Raw genomic sequence first — 23,198 nt, forward strand, 5'->3', positions numbered from 1 at the left:
TCCTGTCGCGCTACGGTTGGCACTATCGCGCCACCCGAAACCCGGTTTCGCGGCCCGTCCGCAACGGACCCCATCTCTGACCCCAACCTACGAGCCGAGATGACCACCACCGCACTTCACAGCGAGGCAGCGCCCTCGAACCCCCCGGCCGCGGCCCAGCCGCCGACACTCCGTTCCCGCCTCGCGCCCCGCCCGCCCAGCCCCTGGTGGTTGGGGTGGTTGGGTGCCGCCGTCGTCGCGCTCTTCGCCGGCGCGCTGAGGTTCTTCAACCTCGACCAGCCCGAACGCATCTACTTCGACGAGACCTACTACGCCACGGACGCCTACGCGCTCTGGAACTTCGGGTACGAGCACGACTCGCTGGACGACTCGGACCGGATGCTGAGTCAGGGCGACCCGAACATCTGGACCGGCGCGGGCGACTTCATCGTGCACCCGCCGGTCGGCAAGTGGATGATCGCGCTCGGCGACTGGCTGTACTCGATCATGCCCTTCGGTACGGCCGTGAGCCCCGAGGGCTGGCGGGTGGCCTCCGCGCTGGCCGGGATGATCTCCGTTCTCATCCTGGTCCGGCTCGCCACCCGGATGACCCGCTCGATCCTGCTCGGCTGCACGGCCGGCCTCATCCTGGCGTTGGACGGCCTGCACTTCACGCTCAGCCGGATCGCCATGGTGGACATCTTCCTCACCCTGTGGATCCTGGCCGGGTTCACCTGCCTGGTGATCGACCGGGACAAGACGCGGGAACGGCTGGTCCGGCTCGGGGAGACAGGGGTCAACCTCACCACCGTCGGCTGGTTGGGGATGCGGTGGTGGCGGCTGGCCGCGGGGCTGTGCTTCGGCCTGGCGGTCGGCACCAAGTGGTCGGCCCTGTTCTTCGTCGCCGCCTTCGGGCTGCTCACCGTGGCCTGGGACTACGGCGCCCGGCGCAGCGTCGGCCAGCAGCGACCGTTCGGCCGCTGGCTCGGCTTCGACGCCGTTCCGGCGTTCGCGCAGACCGTGGTGGTGGCGGGGGTCGTCTACCTGGTCTCGTGGTCGGGCTGGCTCTTCACCCGGGGCGGCTACAACCGGGACTTCGCGGACGGTATGGCACCCGCGTGGCTGCCGAACTTCATGAGCGCCCCGATGGAGGCGCTGTGGAGTCTGGCGGACTACCACTCGCGGATGATGAACTTCCACTCCAATCTGTCCAGTGAGCACTCCTATATCTCGGCCCCGTGGGAATGGCTGATCATGCGCACCCCGGTGATGTTCCACTACGACGGACAGGCCGTCGGGTGTGACACCGGGAACTGTGTGACCTCGGTGGTGTCGATCGGCACCCCGATCATCTGGTGGGTCAGCATCATCGCCGTGATCGTGATGTTCGGCTGGTGGGTCACCTTCCGCGACTGGCGGGCGGGCGCGGTGCTGCTCGCGGTCGCTGCGGGCTGGCTGCCCTGGTTCGCCTACCCTGACCGCCCCATGTTCCTCTTCTACGCGCTGCCGCTCCTGCCCTTCCTCGTGCTGGCCATCGTGCTGATGCTGGGGCTGGTGATGGGCGCCGGCGAGGACAGCCCGCGTTTCGCTCCTTATCTGCGAGCGCTGGGCGGGGTGGTCTTCGGTGTGGTGGTGCTGCTGATCATCGCCCACTTCGCCTACCTCTACCCGGTACTGTCGGCCTATCCGCTCCCGGAGGAGATCTGGCGGGACCGGCTCTGGTTCGACGTGTGGATCTACGGCCGGGACGCGTCGTCCTGACCTACGCGGCCCCTCCCGGGGCCCCTTGGAACCTCTCTCGGGGCCCGTGCCGGAACCTCTCCGGGGAACGGGGGAAATCCGTTCCCCGGAACACATCTCCATTAGTGGCAGAAGGGCTGGAAAGCAACAGTTTCGAGTAGCCGAAACAGGACACTCGGAGAGTTCGGATTCTGACCGGAAAAGCCTCGGCAGATCGGCACTCCCCTGGTACTGTCTGCAACTGGTTGCTGTTGTTGTTTCCATGGATGCCCGAGGCGCCTCGCGGAACTTCACGTGGGCGCTTGTCGATTCGGGATTACCCTTCGTCGGTCCGGCGCCCGGCGACCCGGGACCAGCAGGGTGCGGTCCCGCCGTAGTCCCCAAGGGAGAGCACATGGCTCAGGGCACCGTGAAGTGGTTCAACTCTGAGAAGGGTTTCGGGTTCATCGCCGTCGAGGGTGGTCAGCCCGACGTGTTCGTGCACTACTCGGCGATCGCGGGTACCGGCTTCCGGAACCTGGAAGAGGACCAGAAGGTCGAGTTCGACATCATCCAGGGCCCCAAGGGCCCGCAGGCGGCGGACGTGCGCGCGGTCTGACCGTCATACGTGCGTTTCCCCAACCCTCCGCTCGCCGAGCGGGGGGCTGGTTCGCGTCCGGACCCGACCGCGGTTCAGGCCCGGCCCAGAGCCGTTCCAAGCCCGGCTCGGTGACGCTGGAGCGACGCTCAGGCGGCGCTTCGGCAGCGCTTCGGGCACTGGGTGGGACACGGTTACCCAAGCCCGGCGATACCGGTTAACCTGCTCTAAGCCGGTCGGTACCCCAAGAGCGAGGATGGAACATGTTCGGCATCAGCGGAGGAGAGTTCGTCCTCCTCCTCCTGCTCGCTCTGTTGATCTTCGGCCCCGACCAGCTCCCCAAGGCCGCCCAGCAGGTCGGCCGGGTCCTGCGCCAGCTCCGCACCATGGCCAACTCCGCCTCCAACGACATCAAGGAGGGGCTCGGCCCGGAGTACAAGGACTTCGACGTCCAGGACCTCAACCCCAAGCGCTTCATCCAGAAGCACTTCTGGGAAGAAGAGGACGAGCCGGAGAAGAAGCCCGCCTCCCGGCTGAACGGGAAGCGCCCGCCCTTCGACGACGAGGCCACCTGATCCCTCTTCCCCCGGCTTCCCTCATCCGCACCCGACCTGCGGTGACGTTCTCATCCCACCAGCATCAGGAAGAACGCGCCCAGGGCGAGCAGGACCACCGCCCCGATGATGATCGCGGGCGAGCCGAAGGCCAGGAACAGCACCTCCACCGCCACCGCGCCGCCCAGGGCCGCGGCCATCCAGGGCCACCGGGGCCTGGGCGCCCAGTCGTGGCGGCGTTCGCGCGCCGCGGCGATCAGGAACGCCAGCCCGATCAGCACCCAGAACACCAGGTGGGCACCGACCCGGACGGCGGGCTCGACGTAGTCGGCCATCCCGCCGACGATCATGACGTAGAAGACGGTCCCCGTGCCCAGGCGCCAGAAGCCCCTGCTCCGCTCGGCCGGGATGGACTTGCTCCTGGCCCTGGTCGTGCGCCGGAACCGTTCGGCCGCCACGGGGTGCTCGCCCCGCGGTGCCGGTCCTGCCCGGCCCGGCGGCCTCCCCTGCCCTGGCCCGGGTTCGGGGGCCGGTTCGGGCGCCGGTCGCGGCATCGGCGGGCGGCCGTACCCGCCCTCCGGCTCGGGCTCCTCCGGGTACTCGTAGCCGCCTGGGTACTGAGGGGAGTCGGACACGGCTGCTGCCGCCCCTTCACGGTCGGTCCGGACCTGGGCTGTGCTGTTGTCGCAGCGGGCCCGCTGTCGTAACGGGCTCCTACCCGGTGGGGTCATCGGTCAAATCCCCGAGGCGCCCTCCGACTCGGCCGCACCCCGTCCGGGCGTGAGGAAAGGGCCCGCCGACGAAGTCGAACGGGCCCTCCTGGTCGCCTGAGTTCTCGGAAGAACGGTCAGCGCGCGCTGGCTACCACCAGCTCCAGCCGTTGTTCTTGCGCGTGGCCTTCGCGTGCGTGGTCATGGCATCCACCTTTCTTTCGATGTCTCCGGCCCATCCCGCAACCAAGATGTCCTATCCCGACAGGCTTCACAAGACCCATCGTCGAATATTCGTCATCCCGTGGCCGCCCTTCGACCAAAGGTTGCACCGGGAGCCCGAGAAAGTTCACCAAGGACACTGTCGTCGCAGTTCAGGCGAGTTTCCATTACTCCACACCAAACACACCATCCCCGATGACCTGCAAAAACAAGACCGGCATGGAGCAAAATCCCAGAACTCCGACATAACAGAGAGTGATCATATCGCTATTGTGGCTTGAGCGCTGGCAAAACAGCTCAAACCCCTGACGCGGAGGCGCCCCGAGGCATGCTTCGACGTGAGAGGGAGCCTCCCCGCACGGACAAGTCAGGAGAAACCATCACAGAACTACTCTTCTCCGGCGTATCATCACAAGAAGTACAGTGACTCTGTGTGTTCACCAAGAAACCCGAAACCTCCGGGAAGTTCGTCCCAGCACCCCCCAGAGAAGCCAGTTTCGGACACCCATTAAAGGACGTATTCTTCAGCACCTTTCAGGGCGCACTCTTCTCACGTCCCCGCAGGATCAGGCAACCGACCACAACGGACAGCACCAGGCAGAACAACGCGACACCGACCTGGGTCATGTGCCATGACCAGGTCAGGGCCTCGACTTCACGCACGGCGCCCTCCGGCGAGAGGTGCCCGGAGGCGACCCGGCCCGCGTGTTCGGTATCGCCCAGCCGCAGCCCCAGGAACCCGATGAGCGCCGCACTGAACGCCGCGATGACGAGGGCCTCCGCGGCCCCTCGGAGGGTGTTGAGGAAACCCGCGGCCGCACCGACGGCATCGGCCGGCACCACGGCCATGGCCTGCCCGTCGGCGATGCCGAACGACATCCCCATGCCGGCCCCGATGACCAGCAGGGGGAGCGCGGTGACCACGATCGTGTTCTCCGGCGCGAGGAACACCAGTCCGAGGTTGCCCCCGGTGACCAGCGCGAGGGCGGCGATGATCAGCGGGGCCGCCGGAACCCCGCGGTTGACCAGTGCCGCCGTGCCCATCGGCGCGACCAGGACCGGAGCCGTGAGCAGCAGCATCGCCACCCCCGCCACGGCCGGGGAGAGCCCGCTGGCGGTCTGGAGGTAGGACGGTAGGAAGACCAGGACGCCCAGGAAGCCGACCGAGGTCGTCAGCGTCGCCAGGCTCCAGCCCAGGAACGCGGGGTTGGCCACGAGCGCGGGCGCCAGGACCGGGGAGGGGCTGCGGCGCTGGACCCTGCCGAAGGCGGCCAGGGCCAGGGCCCCGCCCAGCAGCGCGACGAGGATCGACGGGTGGGTCCAGCCGAAGGCGGGCCCCTCCAGGACGGCGAACATCAGCAGGCAGAGCGCGGCCACGAACAGCAGGCTCCCCCACCAGTCGGTCCGCCCGGCGTCCGCCGCTCGGGACTCGCGTACCCGGAGGGCGCCCACCGCGATCAGAACGCTGACGACGGCGTAGAGCGCGAACCCGCCGCGCCACCCCGAGGCCGCGATCAGCAGACCGGACAGAGTGGGGCCGATCGCGATGCCGACCCCGGCCGTGGTGCCCATGAGGGCGAACGCCCTGATGCGGGCCGGGCCCGCGTACTCGGCGGCCAGGATCGCTCCCCCCGCGGCCATGACACCCGCTCCGCCCGCGCCGGAGACGAGCCGTGCGACGTCCAGGGCGAGGATCGAGGTGCTGAGCGCCGAGGCGGCGAACCCGGCGGCGAAGAGCGTCGTGGACGCGATGAACACCAGGCGGCGGCCGAGCCGGTCCGCGGTCGCTCCGGCCACGAGCGTCATGGCCGCGAAGGCGAGGTTGTAGCCGGCCACCACCCAGTGCAGGGGTGAACCCGAGGCGTCGAGGTCGGCGCCGATGTCGGGCAGTGCCACGGCGGTGCCCGAGATCGACATCGCCACGAGCACGACCCCGGCGAGGACCACCGGCAGGGTCAGCGGCGAGGGCCGGGCAGGCGCCACGGCGGAGGCGTTCCCGGGAGTTCTCGAGGGTGGGGTCTCCATGCGCTCTCTTTCTTCTTCGGAGAAGGAACGCACCCAAGAGGAACACCTCAACCAATATTGAGGTCAAGCCCGCAGAGCACCCACGCCATCACCGCAGGCCAGTGACGACGGGGGCGTCCGGAGCGTCAGCTGAGGGCCACCCCGCCCACGATGAGCGCGACCCCGGCGGCGACCAGACCGACGACCAGGCTCGCCGCGCCCAGGTAGATGAGGACCTTCAGGCGGTTCGGGGCCCGGGGGTCGCGGCCGACCACGGACAGGAAGAACCCGGCGGGCATCAGGATGGCCGCGACGAGCACCAGGTCGCCCAGCGAGCGCCCCCAGTCCGGCACCGTCGGCTGATCGAGCAGCAGGCGCACCACCAAGCCGAGGACCACCAGGACACCGGCGTGCGCGTGCCCGGCGCGGAAGTAGGAGCGCTGCAGCTCGTTGGCCGGGAAGGCGCCGTTGACCACTCGGAGCAGGAAGGTCCCCCCGTAGGCGATACCGACCACGGTGAGCAGGATGACCCCGGACGAGATGAGTGCTGCCGCTGACATGGCCTACTCCTGTGCTGGTTCGGAAGGGGACCCCGAGCCACCGAACAGAAGCCCGGCGCTGCGTCGGGTGATGGTAAGCAGATCGGCGTCCCCGAGCAGGGCCCTGACCCCGGAGCTGTCCAGGTTCCCGGTGAGCGCCAGGGTGGCGATGCCGTGCACGATCCCCCACCCGGCCACCAAACCGGCGGCCGCGTCCTCCACCGGGCGCCCCTCCTGGGCCAGGGACTCCACTCCGGAGCTGAGCTCACCGAAGGCCGCGGTCCGGGCCGCGAAGAGCTCGGGATCGTTCTCGTCGAGCAGGGTCGGCGCGAACATCACCTGGAAGTGGGCCGGGAACTCCGTGGCGAAGCGCACGTACTCGACCCCGGACTCCAGGAACCCGCCGTCCGCCTCCCGGTTGGCCCGCAGCCGGGCGGCCAGTTCGGTGTAACCCTCGGTGGCGAGCGCGTTCAGCACGCCCTCCCGACTCCCGAAGTGGTACCTCGGAGCAGTGTGGCTCACTCCGAGGTCAGCCGCGAGCGAGCGCAGACTGAAGGAGTAGGGGCCTTCCCGTTCGATGACCTCCGCGGCCCGCGCCAGAACGGCGGCCCGCAGGTTCCCGTGGTGGTATCCGTCTGCCATACCGACAACTATACGCCGGAAAGTTTCCGATGTATAGATTCAGGGGGATGCAAGTGACGCCTTGTTCCACAGGAGTTCCGAAGCTTTCGCGGGTACGCTTGGCCCTACACCGGTCCCCCCGCCGCAGGGGATAGACGCTTCGCCGGTGACACTCGGGGCTCCGGTCCGGACGACCGCCCGCGACAGGGAACAGCAGCACTCCGTCCGACGAGGACCAGAGCACTCAGGGAACGGCGAAGGGCCCGATCCAGTGGATCGGGCCCTTCGCCTCTTCCGGGGAGGGCTCTGGGGGCGTCCCCCAGATGAAACGACGAAACGACCCTGCCGGGGGGGCCGAATGCCCCCGAGCAGAGTCGTCTCGGAGTGAAGTGGAGCTATGGGGATTTGAACCCCAGACCCCCTCGATGCGAACGAGGTGCGCTACCGGACTGCGCCATAGCCCCTGAAGACGAGATAAACACTAGCAGGAAACTTCGAGTGGTCCGAACCGACTCGTCCCGGTCAGTCTCCGGCAGCCCTCAGACGGGCGTCCGCGTACTGGTCGTAGACCTGGCTGCGGCGCTCGATGAAGGCGATGACCTCGGCCTCCCGCTCGGCTTCGCGGGCCTCCTCCGCCTCGGCCCGGCGGGCCCGCAGGACGGCCCGTCGGCGCGCCCTGGCCTGGGCCTGGCGGAGCTCGGCGTCGGCCTTGGCGGCCTCGCGGAGCAGGGCCACGTGCCCGGCCAGCAGCAGGACCGGTGGCGCGGTCACCCACCATGGGCCCAGACCGAAGGCGACCGCCACGACGGTGGCGACGTTCAGCAGGGTGAGCACGGTGGTGCGACGGCGCCGGCGCGCGATGACACGGGACCGGGGCTCGCGCCTCGGGCGAGGGCCCTGTTCCGCGGTGGGGAGGCTCCGCGTCGGAGCCTCCTCCTCGGCCGCGTGTTCGCCGCTGACGGCGGAACGGGTGATCACCTGGGTCTCAGTGAGATCCGGGTCGTCCGAGTCGTCTGAGAGGCCCTCCGCGCCGAGCTCGGACTCCACGTCGGCCTCGTCGGCCTCGGGAGCCTCCGCCTCCTCGTCCTCACGGCGGACGTCCTCGTGGACGGTGTCCACGGAGTCCTTCCGCAGCAGCATCGGAACGAGGACGATGAGCCAGACCACCACGATGGCCAGGTAAAGAGGAGAGCTGCTCATCACCCCTCCTCACGATGACGGCCACTGAACGTTGGTCGACACTTCGTCGACACCGCCCCGCGTGTGGCTGGACGTACTCCCGGAAGTAGAGACGTCCTCCGGCTGGACATCGTTCCTGGCCCCCGTAGGACCCGGGTCGATTCCCGTGCGCCAAATCCACGCGTTGCCCGCATCGTCAATGCGTCTATGTTCCGCACGGTACGACCCCGTGTCCATAAATGCGCCACATTCCGACCGGAGTGTCGCAAGATTGTGGACCCTCAGTTTCGGTCGTCACACCCTCCCGCACGAAAAACCAGGTCAGACACTGACTGCGGAGAGCAGTGCCAATTCAACGCAAAGTAATGAATCATTGTGCTTAAATCGATGTTTAAGCTCCGAACGCATCCGTGATGCTGCCATGTTCAGTTCGATCCCGGGTGCGGACTCGCCGGATCGCGCGGATCACCGCCACCGTTCGGGCCCTGTGGCCCCAAACCGGAACCAGGGCCGGAACCACCCTCCTCGGACGGCCCGGAAGACGCTCCGTCGTACCAGCGGCGCAGCACGCCCCGGGGGACCTCCTCCGCCGTGAGCGCGTAACAGATGTGGTCCCGCCAGGCCCCGTCGATGTGGAGCTGGCGTCTGCGCACCCCCTCGTCCCGGAATCCGAGCTTGGTGACCACGCGTCTGCTGGCGCGGTTCTCGGGGCGGACGTTGGCCTCGATCCGGTGGAGCCCCACGGTGAAGAAGGAGTGGTCGACCGCCAGGGCGACCGCGGTCGGGGTGATCCCGCGCCCCGCGTAGGCGCTGTCGACCCAGTACCCGACCTGCGCGGACCTGGCCGAACCCCACACGATGGCGCCGACGGTGAGCTGGCCGACGAAGCGGCCCTCGTAGGTGATCGACCACGGCATCGACAGCCCCTGACGGGCCTCCCGGCGGATCGCCTGGATCATCGCGACGTAGGGCGTGAGCCCGGTGGTGCGCAGCGGCATCTCCGGATACGTGGGCTCCCAGGGCCGCAGCCACTCGGCGTTGCGGGCCCGGGTGTCCCGCAGCACGGGGGCGTCGCGAAGGCGCAGAGGGCGAAGCGCGATCGGCCCCTCCTGAAGGGTGACGGGCCACCTCTGCCTGCGATTCACGTCCGTCCTTCCCAGGCCCTCGGGACCGCCCAGCGCGGTCGCGGCACCGGCCTTCGGGCGCGCGGTGCGCCCGTTGTCGGTGACGTGTCCCAGTATTCCACTCCGCAGGCGTGAGGTGGCGGGCGTCACCCCCACCACACGAGAATCGGATGATTCCAAACTCCATTCACTCCTGCACCGAAAACCGACACAAGGTCAAGGAATTCTCTGTCTCCGGAATGCCCGGGATGTGATTCCGGTCATTCTTCGGTGTCATTCGGGTCGAGGGTGGTCCCCACCTCGGAGCTGGTCGATCGCGTGGCTCAGAACCGGCTCCAGCACGGCCATCCCGTCACGCACGCCGCCTCTGGAACCGGGCAGGTTGACCACCAGCGCGCGGTGTCCGAAACGTTCGGCGATCCCGGCCAGCCCTCGGGAGAGGATCGCCGTGGGCACGCCCTTGTCCCGGCCCGCCGCACGCAGCGCCTCCGGGATCCCGGGGATCTCCCGGATGAGCAGCGGGCGCGTCGCCTCGGGGGTGAGGTCCTGCGGGGTGAGCCCGGTGCCCCCTGTGGTCAGCACCGCGTCCACCCGCTCGGCCAGGGCCCGTTCGATGGCCTCGGCCACCGGCTCGCCGTCCGGCACCACCCAGGGGCCGAGGACGGCGAAGCCCATGGTCCGGAGCCGCTCGACGACCACCGGACCGGAGCGGTCCGGGTAGACCCCGGCGGCAGCCCGGTTGGAGGCGGTCACCACCGCGACCCGGCGCACCGAAGCACCCGGCCCCGGCCCACCCGAATCCGCGCCCTTGGGGCCGGGCCCGCCCGCGGGCTCACTCACCGCGCCTCCAGTGGCCCTTCTTGCCGCCGGTCTTCTCCTCCACCCGCACCCGGGTGACCTCGGCCTCGGGGTCCAGCGCCTTGACCATGTCGACCAGCCCGAGAGCCGCCGTCATGACGCAGGTGAGCGCCTCCATCTCGACCCCGGTGCGGTCCGCGGTGCGCACCGTGGCGCTGATGTCCACGCCGTCGTCCACGACGGTCAGGTCCACGTCCACCCCGTGCACGGCGATCGGGTGGCACAGCGGCACGAGGTCCGGGGTGCGCTTGGCCCCCTGGATCCCGGCGATCCGGGCGACGGCGAGGGCGTCGCCCTTGGGGACCTCGCCCTCGCGCAGGGCGGCGACGGTCACCGGGGAGAGCAGGACCCGGCCCGTGGCCGTGGCGGTGCGGGCGCTGACGGTCTTGCCCGAGACGTCCACCATGCGCGCGGCGCCGGACTCGTCGAGGTGCGTGAGACCGGAGGGATGGGACTCCGGCCGTGGGGTGTCGGTCATCTTCGTGCTGCCACTCATCGTCTTGTCGGGGCTCGTCTTGTCGGGGCTGGCTCGCGGCCCACCGGTACGGTCGGCCGCGGGGACACGGGGTGACGCGTCCCACGAAGACCGTACTCCCACGCTGCGACAGTGCGCCCGCCGGTCAGCGATCGGGCAGGACCAGAACCTCCGCCAGGGCGCCCGCCGGGAGCTCGGTGACCTCCTCCGGCACGACGAGGAGCCCGTTGGCGTCGGCCAGGGCCGACAGCTGGTGCGAGCCCTGCCGCACCGCCGGGGCGACCGTGGGGACCCCGTCGCCGGCGGCGGGACCCGCCAGCACGGCGCGCAGGTAGGAACGGCGGCCCTGGGGCGAGCTGACCGGCGTGGTCAGCCGGGCGCGCACGCTCGGGAGCGGGTTCGGCTGCAGGCCGCGGAGCCGGCGCAGGACCGGGCGGACGAACAGGTGGAACGACACGAACGCGCTGACCGGGTTGCCCGGGAGAGTGAGGATCGGGGTCTTGTCCGGACCGATGGTCCCGAACCCCTGGGGCTTGCCCGGCTGCATGGCCACCTGGGTGAACTCCACGGTGCCCTGCCGGGTCAGCACCTCCTTGACCACGTCGTAGACGCCCATGCTCACGCCGCCGGTGGTGACGACGACGTCGGCGCGGACCAGGAGGCCCTCGAGGGTGTCCCAGACGGTGGCCGGGTCGTCGCCGACGAAGCCGTGGCGGTAGACCTCGCAGCCCTCGTCCCTGGCCGCGGCGGCGATCATGTAGCTGTTGGACTCGTAGATCTGGCCCGGTCCGAGGGGGCGCCCCGGTTCGACCAGCTCCTCGCCGGTGGAGAGCACCACCACCCGCGGGCGGGGGCGGACCGGGACCGAGCGCCGCCCGACCGCGGCCAGGACACCCATCTCACCGGCGCCGATCCGGGCCCCGGCGCGCAGCACCGTCGCGCCCTCTTCGACGTCCTCGCCACGGCGGCGGACGAAACTGCCCGGCCGGGTGGGGCGGTCGATACGCACGTCGACCGCGCCGCCGTCGGTCCACTCCACCGGCACGACGGCGTCGGCACCGGTGGGCAGCGGTGCGCCGGTCATGATCCGGGCGCACAGACCGGGCCGGATCGCGGCGGGGTCGGGATCGCCCGCCGGGATGTCCGCCACCACAGGCAGGCTGACCGGGGCCTCGGCGCTGGCCCCGGCCAGGTCGGCCGCGTGGACGGCGTACCCGTCCATGGCGGAGTTGTCGAAGCCGGGCAGGGACACCGGGGAGACGATCGGCGCGGCGAGCACCGTCCCCTGTGCCTTGAGCAGGTCCAGCTCGGTCGCTTCGGGGGTGCTGACCAGCCCCAGAAGATCGGAGATGTGCTGTTCGACGCTCTTCATGAGGACCTTCCGGATCGTGTACACGCTGGGAGCGGCCCACCCGTCACGGGAGGGTTCTCCGATCCCATTGTGACCACCCCCGGAGCGGACCTTTCGGATCCGCCCGCCGGTGTCCGGCCCGGGGGCGCTCCCCGGCGCCGGGCCCGTACCCCGCCGGCAGGGGTCAGACCCGGGCCCGCTCCTGCCGGTCCACGAAGTCGCGCAGCCAGGGCAGGAGCTCGTCGGCGAGGTCCGGGCGGCGGCAGGCGAACTCGACCACGGTGCGGATGTAGTCGGCCTTGTTGCCGGTGTCGTAGCGGTTGCCGCGCAGCAGGACCCCGCGCACGCCGCCGCCCTCCCCGGGGCTGGTGCGGGCCAGCTCCTTGAGTGCGTCGGTCAACTGGATCTCACCGCCCCGGCCGGGCGGAGTCCGGTGCAGGACCGGGAAGACCGCCGGGTCGCACACGTAGCGGCCGATGATCGCCCACCGGCTCGGGGCCTGTTCCGGGGAGGGCTTCTCGACCAGGTCGGTGACGGTGACGACGTCGTCCTCACCGGTGGTCTCCACCGCGGCGCAGCCGTAGAGGGAGACCTGCTCCGGCTCCACCTCCATGAGCGCGACGACGCTGCCGCCGTGGTTCTCGCGGACCTCGATCATGCGGCGGAGCAGGTCCGCGGACTCGATGAGGTCGTCGCCGAGGAGCACCGCGAAGGGGTTGTCGCCCACGTGCGCCTGCGCGCACAGCACCGCGTGCCCCAGACCGCGCGGCTCGCCCTGCCGGACGTAGTGGACCTGGGCGAGGTCGCTGGACTCGCGGACCGATTTGAGCTTGCCCTCCTCGCCCTTGGCCGCCAGGGCCTCCTCGAGCTCGTAGGCGCGGTCGAAGTGGTCCTCGATGGAGCGTTTGCTGCGCCCGGTGATCATCAGCAGATCGTGGAGCCCGGCCTCGACGGCCTCCTCCACGACGTACTGGATCGCGGGCTTGTCCACGATCGGCAGCATCTCCTTGGGGGTGGCCTTGGTGGCGGGCAGGAACCGGGTGCCCAGTCCCGCCGCCGGAACGACCGCTTTGGTCACGGAGGCGGTGTCGGCACGGGGTCGTGTCTGGTCGGTGTCGGCGCTCATGAACGGCACTTTAGGACAGAGAACGCTCGTTACGTGGCCTGATGACTTCCCGTGGCTGAGAAGTACCCGCCGTTTCGGGCGAAGGCGTGGAAATCGCCACCGTCCGTTCACCCCCGGGGGAACCAGCGGCCACCGTTCCGGGGCACGGCGGGGAACAGACCGTGAGCCGGGTGCCAGACTTGGTCGCATGGGTGATACGAACGACCGGAGCCGGTCCGCCAAGCGCGAGCTGCGCAGGAGCCTCCTCGCCAGGAGGCGGGAGCGGAGCGCGCCGGAACGCGACCGCGCGGGTTCGGCGGTCCGCGACACCCTCATGGGGCTGCCGTGGCTGGCTATGGGCGGGACCGTGGCCAGCTACTACTCCGTGGGCGGCGAGCCCGACACCCGCAGGCTGGTGAACGCCCTGTGGAAGCGGGGCACGTACGTCCTCCTCCCGGTCTTCCTCCCCGACGGCACACTCGACTGGGCGGCCTTCGACGGCCCCGACAGCCTCGCCCCGGCCGGGCACGGGCTGGTCGAGCCCACCGGCCACCGCTACGGGCCCGAGGTGCTGGGCCGCGCGGACGCGGTGATCTGCCCGGCCCTGGCCGTGGACAGGCGGGGGAACCGGATGGGCCGCGGTGCGGGCTGCTACGACCGCGCGCTCGCCCACAAGGGCCCGCACACGCCCGCGATCGCCGTGGTCCACGACGACGAGTTCGTCGAGGAACTGCCGACCGAACCGCACGACCGCCCCGTGGACGCGGTGGTCACCCCGGGCGGCGGGCTCCACGTGTTCGAACCGGCGGCGGTGATCTGGCCCGGACGGTGACCCGGTAGGGGTCGGCCGTGACCGGGGCGGGCGGAGAAGGACCGGGGATTAAGGGGACCGGTCCGAGCGTTATGGCTGGCGGTCGTGTCCCGCACAGGTCCGCGTCCCGACACCCCGCCCAGCAGATCCCGCCCCCTCGGGCCTCCGTGGCCGAAGCGGTGAGGGGCTGTCGCGGCTGTGGTCGGCGAACGCGTACTATTTAGCAGTCAACGGGTGTGAGTGCCAGCAAGGAGGACCCGGAACAGTGCCTACGTACCAGTACGCGTGCACCGAGTGCGACGCTCAGATGGAGGTCGTGCAGAGCTTCAGCGACGACTCGCTGACGGTCTGCCCCGAGTGCGAGGGACGCCTGCGCAAGGTGTACTCCGCGGTCGGCATCGTCTTCAAGGGTTCGGGCTTCTACCGCACGGACAGCGGGAAGACCACCACGAACAGCTCAGCGCTGACCGGCTCCAACTCCGCCGACAGCGGCTCCGAGGGCAAGTCCGGCGGCTCCGCCGACTCCGCCAAGTCCACCTCGGACTCCGGCGGCGCCGCCCCCGCCGCCGCCAGCACCGGCGGCAGCGACGGTTCGAGCAGCAAGAGCACCAGCGGCAGCACCGCCGCGACCAGCACCAGCAGCTGAGCCACCGCACCGTTGACCGTGGCCGCGCCGCCGAGACCCCTCGGCGGCGCTTCTGTTATTCCGGGCCCTGACTCCTCCGGGCCCTGGACCGGGACCGCGGATCCGTCTTTCTCGGCCCCTGGACCGGGGCCGCGGCGAAACCGACCCTGTGGACAACCCTTCCGGGCGCCTCCGGCCGACCTAGCGTTGGAGGCATGGACAAAGCCCCACCCCCTTACCGGCACCGGCGCGGCCCGCTCCGCCTGCTGGAGCGGTACCGGCGCGCCGTCGCCGCGGCCTTGGCCGGCCTGGCCGCGATCAGCGCCGTCCTGGTCCTGCGGCCTCCCCCCGAACCCGGTACCGAGGTCCTGGTCGCCGCACGGGACCTGGACGCGGCCTCTCCGCTCTCCGGGGAGGACCTCACCTCCCTCCTCCTGCCGGACCGCGTCGTCCCGGACGGCGCGCTGAGACCGGAGACGGTCGCACCGGAAGCGGATTCGGCGGACAAGGCGGTACCGTCCCCGGGCCCCGTCGGGCTCCTGTTGAACGCGCCCGTCCGCAGAGGCGAGGTGCTCACCGACGCCCGGCTGAGCGACCCGCCGGCCCTGCCCTACGGTCCGGACCTGGTCGCGGTCCCGGTCCGGGTGGCCGATCCGGGGGCGGTGGGGCTGCTCACCCCCGGCAGCCGGGTGGACGTGCTGGCCGCCACCGGCCCCGGAGACCTCGGCGGCCTCGGCGGTCCGCCCGTCCGGGCCGGACCCGCCGTCGAGGTGGTCGGTGACTGTCCCGTGCTCGCGGTACCGGCGGAGGACGAGCGGGGCGGGGAGGGCGGTGCGCTGGTCCTCATCGCCGCGACACCCGAGGAGGCCAGGGCCCTGGCCGGGCACGCGACCACTTCACGACTGTCCGTCACCATCCGCGGTTGACCGATGACCGGAGGTGGTGAAAGCTGTCCGGGCGCCCGGCAGGGCGCATCCGTCACTCACGAACACGTAGGGCAGTTCCATGGAAGGCTTCAAGAAGTTCCTGCTCCAGGGCAACCTGGTGCAGCTCGCCGTCGCGGTTGTCATCGGCTCCGTCTTCGCCAGTCTCATCACGGCGTTCACCGAAGGGTTCATCACTCCGCTCCTGGGCATCTTCGGGGGCGTCCCCGCCTTCGGGGACCTCTACTTCGAGATCAACGAAAGCCGATTCCTGTACGGCTCCTTCGTGGACGCCCTGATCTCCTTCCTGATCACCGCCGCGATCCTCTACTTCTTCGTGGTCCTGCCCCTGGGCAAGCTGATGGAGAAGTTCATCAAGGCCGAGGAGGCCACCACCCGGGAGTGCCCCTACTGCTACACGGACATCAACAAGAAGGCCAGCAAGTGCGCCCACTGCACCAGCGAGGTCACCCCGGAGGTCGCAGCCTAGACCGCACCCGGCACCCGGGCCCCTTGTCCCGGACACACGTGAGGGCGGCCCCGTGGGGCCGCCCTCCGGGCTCTGGCGGTGCCGGTCCGGTGTCCGGTCAGCCCTCGTACTCCCAGTGCCAGGGTTCGAAGGGGCTGGACTTCGCCCAGGCCGGGTGGATCCAGTCGTACCGGGCCCCGTTCTCCTCCATCCAGTTCCACCGCTCCGAGCGGAAGTCCTGGATACCGCAGCCAAGGTCGATCGCCTGGCCCAGCCCGTGGTTACTCGTGCCGGGGACCGCGGCGAAACCGGGTGCCACCTGGCCGTACACCCGGTGCTGGTTGGGCAGGTCGCGGTAGGCGCTGGTGATGCACATGTTCTCGCCGAACCGCTCGACGTACTCCACGTTCAGCTCAAGGAAGGCGACAGCGGCGTCGGCCCGCAGGAACTTCCCGTCGTCGTAGAGCTCGCAGAGGGCCTCCTGCGGCAGCAGGCCGTTGGGGTAGCCGCTCGCGTTCGCCGCGGCGCTCGGGTCGCAGTCGGCGGCAAGCATGTAGGTGTCGGGGTCCAGGCCGCGGGCCTCCAGCTCCTCGGTGAGCTCGTTCGTGCTCGCCTCGGACTGGGCGCGCAGCGCCTCCACCTCGGCCGCGAGTTCGGCCTGTTCCAGCTGGGTGAAGGTCTGCAGTTCCTGGGCCTCGCTGGCCAAGCCCACCTGCTCCTCGCGCAGATCGGTGGCGTCCTGGATGAGCGCCTGGTTGTCCTCGGACAGTTTGGCGGCGTAGGACTGCGTCTGGAGGTCCTCGTCGAGGTCGCCCGCGGCGAGGATGCCGAGGACGCCGGCGTCGGGCTGCTGGTACATGGTGCTGGCCAGCCGGGCGAGCGGTTCTCGCATGTCGCCGAGGTCGCCCTCGATCTGCTGGAGCTCGTGGAGGGTTCCGATCAACTCCTCCTGCGCCTCCTCCAGGGCGTCCTGACGCTCGACGTACTCGTCGGTCGCCGCCTCCAGGGCTTCGGCGGCCTCCTCCGCGCGCTCGCGAAGATCCGCAAGGCTCGCCTCGGCAGGCGCTGGGGCGATCACCGCCTGCGCTGGAACAACCAGCAGGGACGTGACCAACGTGAGCGTCAGCGCCTGCGCGATCCGGAGCCGATGGTGCGCTCCCAGCGCGGTCAGCACCCCGCTACCCGATACACGAGACCTCCGCCGCGCCGACTCAGGAATGAACGGCACGAATGATCCTCCGGCTGCATTTTCCTCGAACACCTACCCGTGGCCGCAAGGCAACGTACTACATGTCCACATGCGGACACAGTGGACCGTACGGTACGACGGCCGAATCTCGGGACGGTTGACTCCCGCCCTCCCGGCCGTCTCACCCGGCCTTCGCCAGAAGGCCTGGTCAACGGGGCGTCGATGCGACTCGTACCCATCCGCCAACAGTGACCGAAGTGTGCAAGTAGCCATAATCGCGACACGCGACATGAACAACATCACACCATTACCAGGACAACCAATCGTAGGTCAGCGTACTCCGCCGCGCACGCAGGGTGCCTCGTCGGCGCCCGGGCAACACCAATCCGCACCCCATGCACCCCCATCCTGGGTTAGGCTTGGCCCCACGGCCGGGTAACATCCGGCCCATGGCAACACCCATGGCTCCATAGCTCAGGGGATAGAGCACCGCTCTCCTAAAGCGGGTGTCGCAGGTTCGAATCCTGCTGGGGCCGCACACGGTGAACTGCGAGGACTTCGCAGAGTCAGCCCGGGGAGAGCCCCGTGGACGGCGACTTCGGTTGCGATCCACGGGGCTCCACCCGTCTCCAGGGCTGGTCAAGGAGCGCTGGCGCCCTCCCCACGGCCGCCCTCGGCCCGATTCGCCGGACACACGAACGCACCGCTCCGCCCGCGAGGTCCGGGAGCAGCCGCCGGGCCCGCCGCGCCCGAGGAGCGGGCTGTCCCCGCCGCCACATTTTCGTAACCCCCAGTGTTCGGACAGTGACAGAAGAAGACGCGTGGCCGATGATGAAGAGGTGCCCGCGACCGTCGAAGCCGCGTCGGCCCGTATCGGAGTCCCCCGGTGCGGGTTTCGCTGAATCACGCGGCCAGACCACCCCGTACCGTGCCGGGCTCCGTGGCGGCCGCCGACGCGTCGGCACCGACCGCCCCGCTCCCCCGACGACCCTCCCTCCCCCGCCCCACTCACCGCGCCGGTGCTCTCCCGGCCAGGAGGAGGCCCTGTGGCCCGACCCAGCAAATACGTGTCCAGGTCCGACCTGGGATGGGGGACGTCCCCAGCGGCAGCCGCCGACCCCAGGTCCGGGCTGGTCATCCACTACGACAGCGCCAACCAGAACCTCGCGGGCCGGGACCACTCCGCCTGCATCACCTACTGGCGCAACACCCGCAGCTTCCACACCGGGCCGGCCCGGGGCTGGGTGGACATCGGCTACTGCGTCGACGAGGAGACGGAGATCCTCACCGAGGACGGGTGGAGGGCGTTCCGGGACATCGAAGTGGGGGACACGGTCCTCACTCTCGACCACGAGGCGGGCGTGTCCCAGTGGCAGCCGTTGCAGGCGGTGAACGTCTTCCCCGCCATCCCCCGGGAGCTGATCAGGATGGAGGGGCGCGAGCACTCCTCCCTGACCACGGCTCAACATCGATGGCCCGTCGAACGCCATGACCGGCGGACCGGAGCCCGGCGCCAGAAGCCAGCCGACGGAAAGCGGGATGCCCCAGGGCGGTCCGAAAGCGCACAGCGGGGGCGGGAGCGCGTGTGGACGACTACCGAGGCGCTGGAACAGGCGGACCGGATCCCCCTCGCCGCACCGTGTGTCACCCTCCCGGCCGAACCGAAGTGGTCGGACGCCCTGGTCGAGCTGGTGGCGTGGTTCTGGACCGCAGGGCACGTCGAGCCGCGGGGCCGGGACCGAGCCCCCGGCACGGATGTACTCCTGCGCCAGTGCGAACAGCGGAACCCGAAGAACGCGGCCAGGATCAGGGGGGCGCTGCACTCCCTCTTCGGCCCCGGGGGTGACGGCCTCCCCCGATCCGGGCCCGGTCCGGACGGAGCCCACCGGTGGGTGGAGGCTCCCGCCGGGCACCTCGTGGAGTTCCGCCTCTCGGCGGACGCGGGTCGGCTCCTTCTCGACCAGGCCCCCGGGCGTGTTCCCCGATACGGGTTCCTGCGGTCCCTCACCCGCGCCCAACTCGACCTGTTCGTCGGGGTTTCCCTGCTGGCCGGCGGCCACGACAACCGCACCGTCAACGCGAGGGCGCTCAGCCAGAGGAACCGAGAGGCCGCGGAGGCCTTCCAGTTCGCCGCGGTCCTGGCCGGACACGCGACCTCGCTGCGAAGGCGTCCGCCGTCCCCGTCGACGGAGGACGACACGTGGGAGGTCGAACTACGGCGCGGGACCCGCTTCTCCCCCCGGGCGGCGGTGGCGCGCGCGTCGGCGTTCTCCATCACCAGGGAGTCCTACAGCGGACACGTCTGGTGCCCCACCACGCCGAACGGGACCTGGCTCGCCCGCCGCGAGGGAACGGTGTACTTCACCGGCAACTCGTTCATGTGCTGTGCCCACGGCCACGTGATCGAGGGCCGCGGGCTCCGCCGCGCACAGGCCGCCCAACCCGGGGGGAACACCTCGCACTACTCGGCGACGCTCGCCACCGGCCCCGGCGACACCATCACCGACAACCAGATCAACGCGGTCCGTGAGCTGCGCCGGTGGCTCGCGGAGGATCACGGCAACCACGGGCGCGTCCTGGGCCACCGCGACTTCATCGCCACCTCGTGCCCCGGCGACCGGGCGTACTCGATGGTGCGCGACGGCACGTTCACCCGGCCCCCCGGGGCCATCACGGAAGGAGCAGGTTCGTTGCTCGGACTCAAGCAAGGCGACGGTCTCCGCCCGGCGGCGCCGGTCGAGGGTGTCAAGGCGGTCCAGCGACTGATCGTGGCCGCCGGTTTCGGGGCCGCCCTGGGGCCGGACGGGGTCGACGGGCGGTGGGGCCCGGCCACCTCGGAGGGGTTGCTCCAGGCCCGGCGCTACGTCGGGTCGGGGGTCACCTCGATCAGGTCCATCACCGGGGAGAGCTACGCGCAACTGATCCGCGCCTGCGCGCGACGCGAGGCGGAGCGGGCCGTGAACCGTCTGCAGGCCCCTTCCAGCAGCGGCGAGTCTCTGTCCGCAGACGGGCCCGCCAGCGACACCTGAAGCCGGACGGCCACGCTCGAAACGCCCGGCCCGACGGACGGCCCGGCCCGCACCCGCCGGGGAAGCCGTGAGGGCGGGGCGGGCTCCACACGGAGAGCGACTGCTCCTCAGGGCCCGGGGACGGATTCCCGGCGATTGGGCCGGAACATCGTGTCGGGACGGGCTTCGGGTGCCCCTGGCGTCGATCATGGAGGCAGGCTGACCAGGGAGGAGACCAGGTGACCGACGCGGGGGCGGATCGAGAGCAGGGCCCGGAAGGTGAACCGGAGCGGGCCAGGGGACGGCAGCGGGGCGGGTCGCCCTCGGCGATCTCCGGGGCGTTGAAGAAGGACCCCCAGCCCGGGCCGCAGCACTGGGGCGGGCCCCGGCCGCGCAGGGCCGAGCCCGACGTGTTCTTCCCGCGGAAGTTTCCCCGTCTGTCGCCCAAGGACCTCTGACCGCTCCCTAGGCGCGTACTCCCAGCACGATGCTGGCCCGGTAGCCCGCCTCCGGGGAGCCGGTGGCCCGGAGGGTGTTCTCCGGGCCGATGGTGCCGGAGAACATGTCGTCGGCGTTGACCACCACGCGATCCGCCCGGCCCGCGTAGGGGTCCGTGGCGGCCACGAGCGCGTTGGTATCGTCCTCGAAGTAGAGCTGTCCGGTGTGCACCACGTCCCCGGCCAGGTGGACCTTCACGTGGACGTGCACGGTCCGGCGGTCGTACCAGCCCGGGTAGAGGGTGCTGAACTCAGCCGCGCCCTCCTCGTCGGTGACCTGGACCCCGCGGAGGAAGTTCTCACCCTCGGTGCCCTCGGAGCGGATGCCCGAGTACACGCCGGTGGCGTCGGCGTGCCAGATGTCGACGGACGCGTCCGGGAGGGGCTCGCAGGTGTCGGCGTCCACCACGGTGGTGCGCAGGGTCAGCGGCACCCCCGGCCGCCCTTCGACCAGGTCCCCGCGGACGAGGTCGAGGTCCAGGTAGTAGGGCTCCTCGGTGCCCTCCGGGGTGAGTACGCAGGACGGGGTGGCTTCGGGGGCCGTCCCCGTCCCCGGGACCCCCGCCCCCGGGGTATCCGCGCCCTCGGGCCCGCTGCAGGCGGCCAAACCCACCGCGGTCACCCCCGCGCCAAGTGCCGCGCGGCGCGTGGTGACCCAGCCCGTGCCTGATCTCTCCGGCATGTTCGCGCCCCCTCGTCTCACGAGTCCGTGCCCCTGCGCCCGGCTCCGGCCTCAGCACGGCGAGTACCCGCCCGCGCGCCGCCGAAGCGTTCGGTGATCAGGCGGTCCACCCCGAACTTTCCAGAACCGAGGACCGCTAGGAGGAGGCAGCACACCGCGACGGCCATGACATAACCGTAACCGTCGTCCTGGACGAAGATCGTGGTGCTGTCCTGGGCGAAGACGAAGGCCCCCGCCATGACCGCGACCATGCCCAGGGCGGCGACGCGGGTCAGTGCGCCGAGGACGAGCAGCACGCCCCCGCCGAGCTCCACCGCGGCGGCGAAGGAGGCGCTGACCAGTGGCAGCGGCACACCGCCCGCGCCCATGTAGGCGGCGGTCCCCTCGATCCCCCACTCGAAGAACTTCTGCGCTCCGTGAGCGATCATGGTCCAGCCCATGGCGAGGCGGGCGATGAGGACGGCCAGGTCCAGGGTGAGTTGCTGGTTCGGCTTCAAGGTGAGGCCCCTCGGGGTTCGGTCGCGTGACGGCACCCCCAGGATCCTGAGCGGACCACCCGCCCCGGAGCCGCTCGTTCGGCTGGTCGGACCTAACCGAAAGAGCGGCGGACGCCGCCCGGCCCGCCGACGTACGGTGGGGGCATGGCGCTGGAATGGTCGAGCCCCCAAGACGCTCTCACTGCGGCCGTCACCCTCCTCCGGGCCCCGCTCACGCGGAGCCTGCCGACCCTGTCCGAGGTGCTGGCCGAGATCCTTCCGCACCGGGCCCTGCTCGTACTGACCGGGGACTGTTCCGAGGCCGCGTTGCGCACCCACGGCGCCCCGGCCTCACCGGTCTGGCCGAAGCCGCCGACCTGGCGGGTCTGGCCGCGAGGACCTCGGCCGGAACCCCCTGGACCGGCCGGGCCAAGGTCGCCGGGGACGAGTACCCGGTGCTCGTGGCGGCCTCCTCCCCCGACGGTTCGGCGGGAACCCTGCTGACCGCGGTCCTGCCGGACGGCTTCGCGGAACCCGGCCCCGCCCTGCTCGGGGTCGTGCAGCACCTGTGGGATCTGACCACGCTGCACGTGAAGACCCTCAACGCGGCCACGGAACCGGACAAGCTCTCGCGGGCCCGGTTGGTCTCCAGTGAGCGCGACCGCGCGGTCGCCGAGCTCACCGACGCGCAGGGGGCCGCCCTGACCGGGATCCTGGGCGTCCTGCGTTCCCGGAGCCTGGACGACGGGACCGCGCGCCGCACCGCCACGGACCTGGCGGCGTCGGCCCTCGTGGACCTGCGCGCCCACGACGGCCGCGGCGACCGGAGCCAGGGCACGGAAAGCCTCGACGGGGCCTTCGCCACGATGGCGGACAAACTCCTGGTGCTCATGCGCCACCACGAGACCGAACTGGAGCTGGTCCGGCCGAGCCGTCTGGGCGACCACCCGCTACCCGCCGAGATGGCCGACGCGGCGCGGGCCGCGGTGCGGCGTTCGGTGCTCACCATGCTGGAACAGCCCGGGGTGCGCCGGATCCGGGTGTCCTGGGAGGTCGAGGAGAGCGCGTTGACGGTGTCGGTGCGTGACGACGGGCCCGGTCGGCTCGGGGAGGGCGATCTGGGCCTGCGGCGGCTCCGTGCCGGGCTGGCCGGCCTCGGCGCGCGGCCGCGGGTGGAGGCGGTGCCGGGGTGGGGCACGACGATCAGCGCACGACTGCCGCTGGACCTGCCCGAGGTCGGCCGGGGGCGGCCGGTCCGTGAGCTCAACCCGAGGGAGTCCGAGGTGCTCCAGCACCTGGACCTGGGCAGGCGCAACCGCCAGATCGCCGAGCGGCTGAACATCAGCGAGCACACGGTGAAGTACCACGTCGCCAACATTCTGGAGAAGCTGGGCGCGGGCTCCCGCGGGGAGGCCGCGGCGACCGCGCGAAGCCTCGGGCTGGTCCCCGGCCGTCGCGGCACCGCCTCCTGAGCCGCGCT

The 23,198-nt window shown here is 70.7% G+C and carries 23 protein-coding genes and 2 tRNA genes; 11 read left to right on the plus strand and 14 right to left on the minus strand.

Annotated features, from left to right (window positions below):
* Nucleotides 1–99 precede the first annotated feature (99 nt).
* The 3 genes from HNR07_RS20330 to HNR07_RS20340 all read left to right on the plus strand — a co-directional run bounded on the left by HNR07_RS20330 (nucleotide 100) and on the right by HNR07_RS20340 (nucleotide 2,871).
* Nucleotides 100–1,740 (plus strand): dolichyl-phosphate-mannose--protein mannosyltransferase, encoded by a 1,641-nt coding sequence (locus HNR07_RS20330; RefSeq protein ID WP_184366355.1) that lies wholly within the window; start codon nucleotides 100–102, stop codon nucleotides 1,738–1,740.
* 373 nt (nucleotides 1,741–2,113) lie between these two features.
* Nucleotides 2,114–2,317: a cold-shock protein gene (locus HNR07_RS20335; protein ID WP_017543917.1), complete on the plus strand. Its 204-nt coding sequence runs from the start codon at nucleotides 2,114–2,116 to the stop codon at nucleotides 2,315–2,317.
* A gap of 242 nt (nucleotides 2,318–2,559) precedes the next feature.
* On the plus strand, nucleotides 2,560–2,871 hold the full coding sequence (locus HNR07_RS20340; RefSeq protein ID WP_184366356.1) for a sec-independent translocase: 312 nt from the start codon (nucleotides 2,560–2,562) through the stop codon (nucleotides 2,869–2,871).
* A gap of 50 nt (nucleotides 2,872–2,921) precedes the next feature.
* Here HNR07_RS20340 and HNR07_RS20345 read toward each other — a convergent pair whose 3' ends face one another.
* The 11 genes from HNR07_RS20345 to galU form a co-directional block, all read right to left on the minus strand.
* Entirely contained in the window at nucleotides 2,922–3,485 is a 564-nt protein-coding gene (locus HNR07_RS20345) for a hypothetical protein (protein ID WP_312893916.1), read from the minus strand.
* An 831-nt stretch (nucleotides 3,486–4,316) separates the two neighbouring features.
* Nucleotides 4,317–5,807 carry an MFS transporter gene (locus HNR07_RS20350; RefSeq protein ID WP_221318885.1) on the minus strand — a complete coding sequence of 497 codons (1,491 nt, stop codon included), beginning with the start codon at nucleotides 5,805–5,807 and terminating at the stop codon, nucleotides 4,317–4,319.
* Nucleotides 5,808–5,932: 125 nt separating this feature from the next.
* Complete coding sequence (locus HNR07_RS20355) at nucleotides 5,933–6,346, minus strand: hypothetical protein (RefSeq protein WP_184366357.1); 414 nt, start codon at nucleotides 6,344–6,346, stop codon at nucleotides 5,933–5,935.
* Nucleotides 6,347–6,349: 3 nt separating this feature from the next.
* Nucleotides 6,350–6,967 (minus strand): TetR/AcrR family transcriptional regulator, encoded by a 618-nt coding sequence (locus HNR07_RS20360; RefSeq protein WP_184366358.1) that lies wholly within the window; start codon nucleotides 6,965–6,967, stop codon nucleotides 6,350–6,352.
* A 369-nt stretch (nucleotides 6,968–7,336) separates the two neighbouring features.
* Nucleotides 7,337–7,410: transfer RNA gene (locus HNR07_RS20365), tRNA-Ala, on the minus strand.
* A 58-nt stretch (nucleotides 7,411–7,468) separates the two neighbouring features.
* The gene (sepX, locus tag HNR07_RS20370; protein ID WP_184366359.1) at nucleotides 7,469–8,146 is read right to left on the minus strand and encodes a divisome protein SepX/GlpR; all 678 of its coding nucleotides are present in this window, start codon (nucleotides 8,144–8,146) and stop codon (nucleotides 7,469–7,471) included.
* A 404-nt stretch (nucleotides 8,147–8,550) separates the two neighbouring features.
* The gene (locus HNR07_RS20375) at nucleotides 8,551–9,270 is read right to left on the minus strand and encodes a GNAT family N-acetyltransferase (RefSeq protein WP_184366360.1); all 720 of its coding nucleotides are present in this window, start codon (nucleotides 9,268–9,270) and stop codon (nucleotides 8,551–8,553) included.
* Nucleotides 9,271–9,522: 252 nt separating this feature from the next.
* Nucleotides 9,523–10,020 (minus strand): MogA/MoaB family molybdenum cofactor biosynthesis protein, encoded by a 498-nt coding sequence (locus HNR07_RS20380; protein ID WP_184372392.1) that lies wholly within the window; start codon nucleotides 10,018–10,020, stop codon nucleotides 9,523–9,525.
* A gap of 61 nt (nucleotides 10,021–10,081) precedes the next feature.
* A complete protein-coding gene (moaC, locus tag HNR07_RS20385) occupies nucleotides 10,082–10,585 on the minus strand; it encodes a cyclic pyranopterin monophosphate synthase MoaC (protein ID WP_184366361.1) in 504 nt (167 codons plus the stop codon).
* 142 nt (nucleotides 10,586–10,727) lie between these two features.
* Entirely contained in the window at nucleotides 10,728–11,954 is a 1,227-nt protein-coding gene (gene glp / locus HNR07_RS20390; protein WP_184372395.1) for a molybdotransferase-like divisome protein Glp, read from the minus strand.
* A 163-nt stretch (nucleotides 11,955–12,117) separates the two neighbouring features.
* A complete protein-coding gene (gene galU / locus HNR07_RS20395) occupies nucleotides 12,118–13,059 on the minus strand; it encodes a UTP--glucose-1-phosphate uridylyltransferase GalU (protein ID WP_184366362.1) in 942 nt (313 codons plus the stop codon).
* A 187-nt stretch (nucleotides 13,060–13,246) separates the two neighbouring features.
* Here galU and HNR07_RS20400 point away from each other — a divergent pair, with 187 nt between their 5' ends.
* The 4 genes from HNR07_RS20400 to mscL all read left to right on the plus strand — a co-directional run bounded on the left by HNR07_RS20400 (nucleotide 13,247) and on the right by mscL (nucleotide 15,887).
* A complete protein-coding gene (locus HNR07_RS20400; RefSeq protein WP_184366363.1) occupies nucleotides 13,247–13,870 on the plus strand; it encodes a 5-formyltetrahydrofolate cyclo-ligase in 624 nt (207 codons plus the stop codon).
* 244 nt (nucleotides 13,871–14,114) lie between these two features.
* The gene (locus HNR07_RS20405) at nucleotides 14,115–14,495 is read left to right on the plus strand and encodes an FmdB family zinc ribbon protein (RefSeq protein WP_184366364.1); all 381 of its coding nucleotides are present in this window, start codon (nucleotides 14,115–14,117) and stop codon (nucleotides 14,493–14,495) included.
* A gap of 194 nt (nucleotides 14,496–14,689) precedes the next feature.
* Nucleotides 14,690–15,400 (plus strand): CpaB family protein, encoded by a 711-nt coding sequence (locus HNR07_RS20410; protein WP_184366365.1) that lies wholly within the window; start codon nucleotides 14,690–14,692, stop codon nucleotides 15,398–15,400.
* A gap of 79 nt (nucleotides 15,401–15,479) precedes the next feature.
* Nucleotides 15,480–15,887, plus strand: a complete 408-nt coding sequence (gene mscL / locus HNR07_RS20415; protein WP_184366366.1) for a large conductance mechanosensitive channel protein MscL — start codon at nucleotides 15,480–15,482, stop codon at nucleotides 15,885–15,887.
* Nucleotides 15,888–15,984: 97 nt separating this feature from the next.
* Here the strand turns inward: mscL and HNR07_RS20420 are convergent, their stop codons facing one another.
* The gene (locus tag HNR07_RS20420) at nucleotides 15,985–17,040 is read right to left on the minus strand and encodes a D-alanyl-D-alanine carboxypeptidase family protein (protein WP_376769979.1); all 1,056 of its coding nucleotides are present in this window, start codon (nucleotides 17,038–17,040) and stop codon (nucleotides 15,985–15,987) included.
* A gap of 478 nt (nucleotides 17,041–17,518) precedes the next feature.
* On the opposite strand from HNR07_RS20420, the gene HNR07_RS20425 reads away from it, so the two are divergent.
* From HNR07_RS20425 to HNR07_RS20435, 3 genes are all read left to right on the plus strand, one after another.
* Nucleotides 17,519–17,591, plus strand: a tRNA-Arg gene (locus HNR07_RS20425).
* A 510-nt stretch (nucleotides 17,592–18,101) separates the two neighbouring features.
* The gene (locus tag HNR07_RS20430; protein ID WP_184366368.1) at nucleotides 18,102–20,084 is read left to right on the plus strand and encodes an N-acetylmuramoyl-L-alanine amidase; all 1,983 of its coding nucleotides are present in this window, start codon (nucleotides 18,102–18,104) and stop codon (nucleotides 20,082–20,084) included.
* A 218-nt stretch (nucleotides 20,085–20,302) separates the two neighbouring features.
* Nucleotides 20,303–20,521 carry a hypothetical protein gene (locus HNR07_RS20435; protein ID WP_184366369.1) on the plus strand — a complete coding sequence of 73 codons (219 nt, stop codon included), beginning with the start codon at nucleotides 20,303–20,305 and terminating at the stop codon, nucleotides 20,519–20,521.
* A 7-nt stretch (nucleotides 20,522–20,528) separates the two neighbouring features.
* On the opposite strand, the gene HNR07_RS20440 is transcribed toward HNR07_RS20435, so the two are convergent.
* Together HNR07_RS20440 and HNR07_RS20445 are read right to left on the minus strand one after the other, a co-directional pair.
* The gene (locus HNR07_RS20440) at nucleotides 20,529–21,242 is read right to left on the minus strand and encodes an intradiol ring-cleavage dioxygenase (RefSeq protein ID WP_184366370.1); all 714 of its coding nucleotides are present in this window, start codon (nucleotides 21,240–21,242) and stop codon (nucleotides 20,529–20,531) included.
* Nucleotides 21,243–21,259: 17 nt separating this feature from the next.
* Nucleotides 21,260–21,739: a DoxX family protein gene (locus HNR07_RS20445; RefSeq protein ID WP_184366371.1), complete on the minus strand. Its 480-nt coding sequence runs from the start codon at nucleotides 21,737–21,739 to the stop codon at nucleotides 21,260–21,262.
* Between the two features lie 440 nt (nucleotides 21,740–22,179).
* Here HNR07_RS20445 and HNR07_RS35925 point away from each other — a divergent pair, with 440 nt between their 5' ends.
* Complete coding sequence (locus tag HNR07_RS35925) at nucleotides 22,180–23,190, plus strand: helix-turn-helix transcriptional regulator (RefSeq protein WP_184366372.1); 1,011 nt, start codon at nucleotides 22,180–22,182, stop codon at nucleotides 23,188–23,190.
* Nucleotides 23,191–23,198 lie beyond the last annotated feature (8 nt).

Origin of the sequence: Nocardiopsis metallicus (assembly GCF_014201115.1) — a bacterium.
Lineage (GTDB): Bacteria > Actinomycetota > Actinomycetes > Streptosporangiales > Streptosporangiaceae > Nocardiopsis > Nocardiopsis metallicus.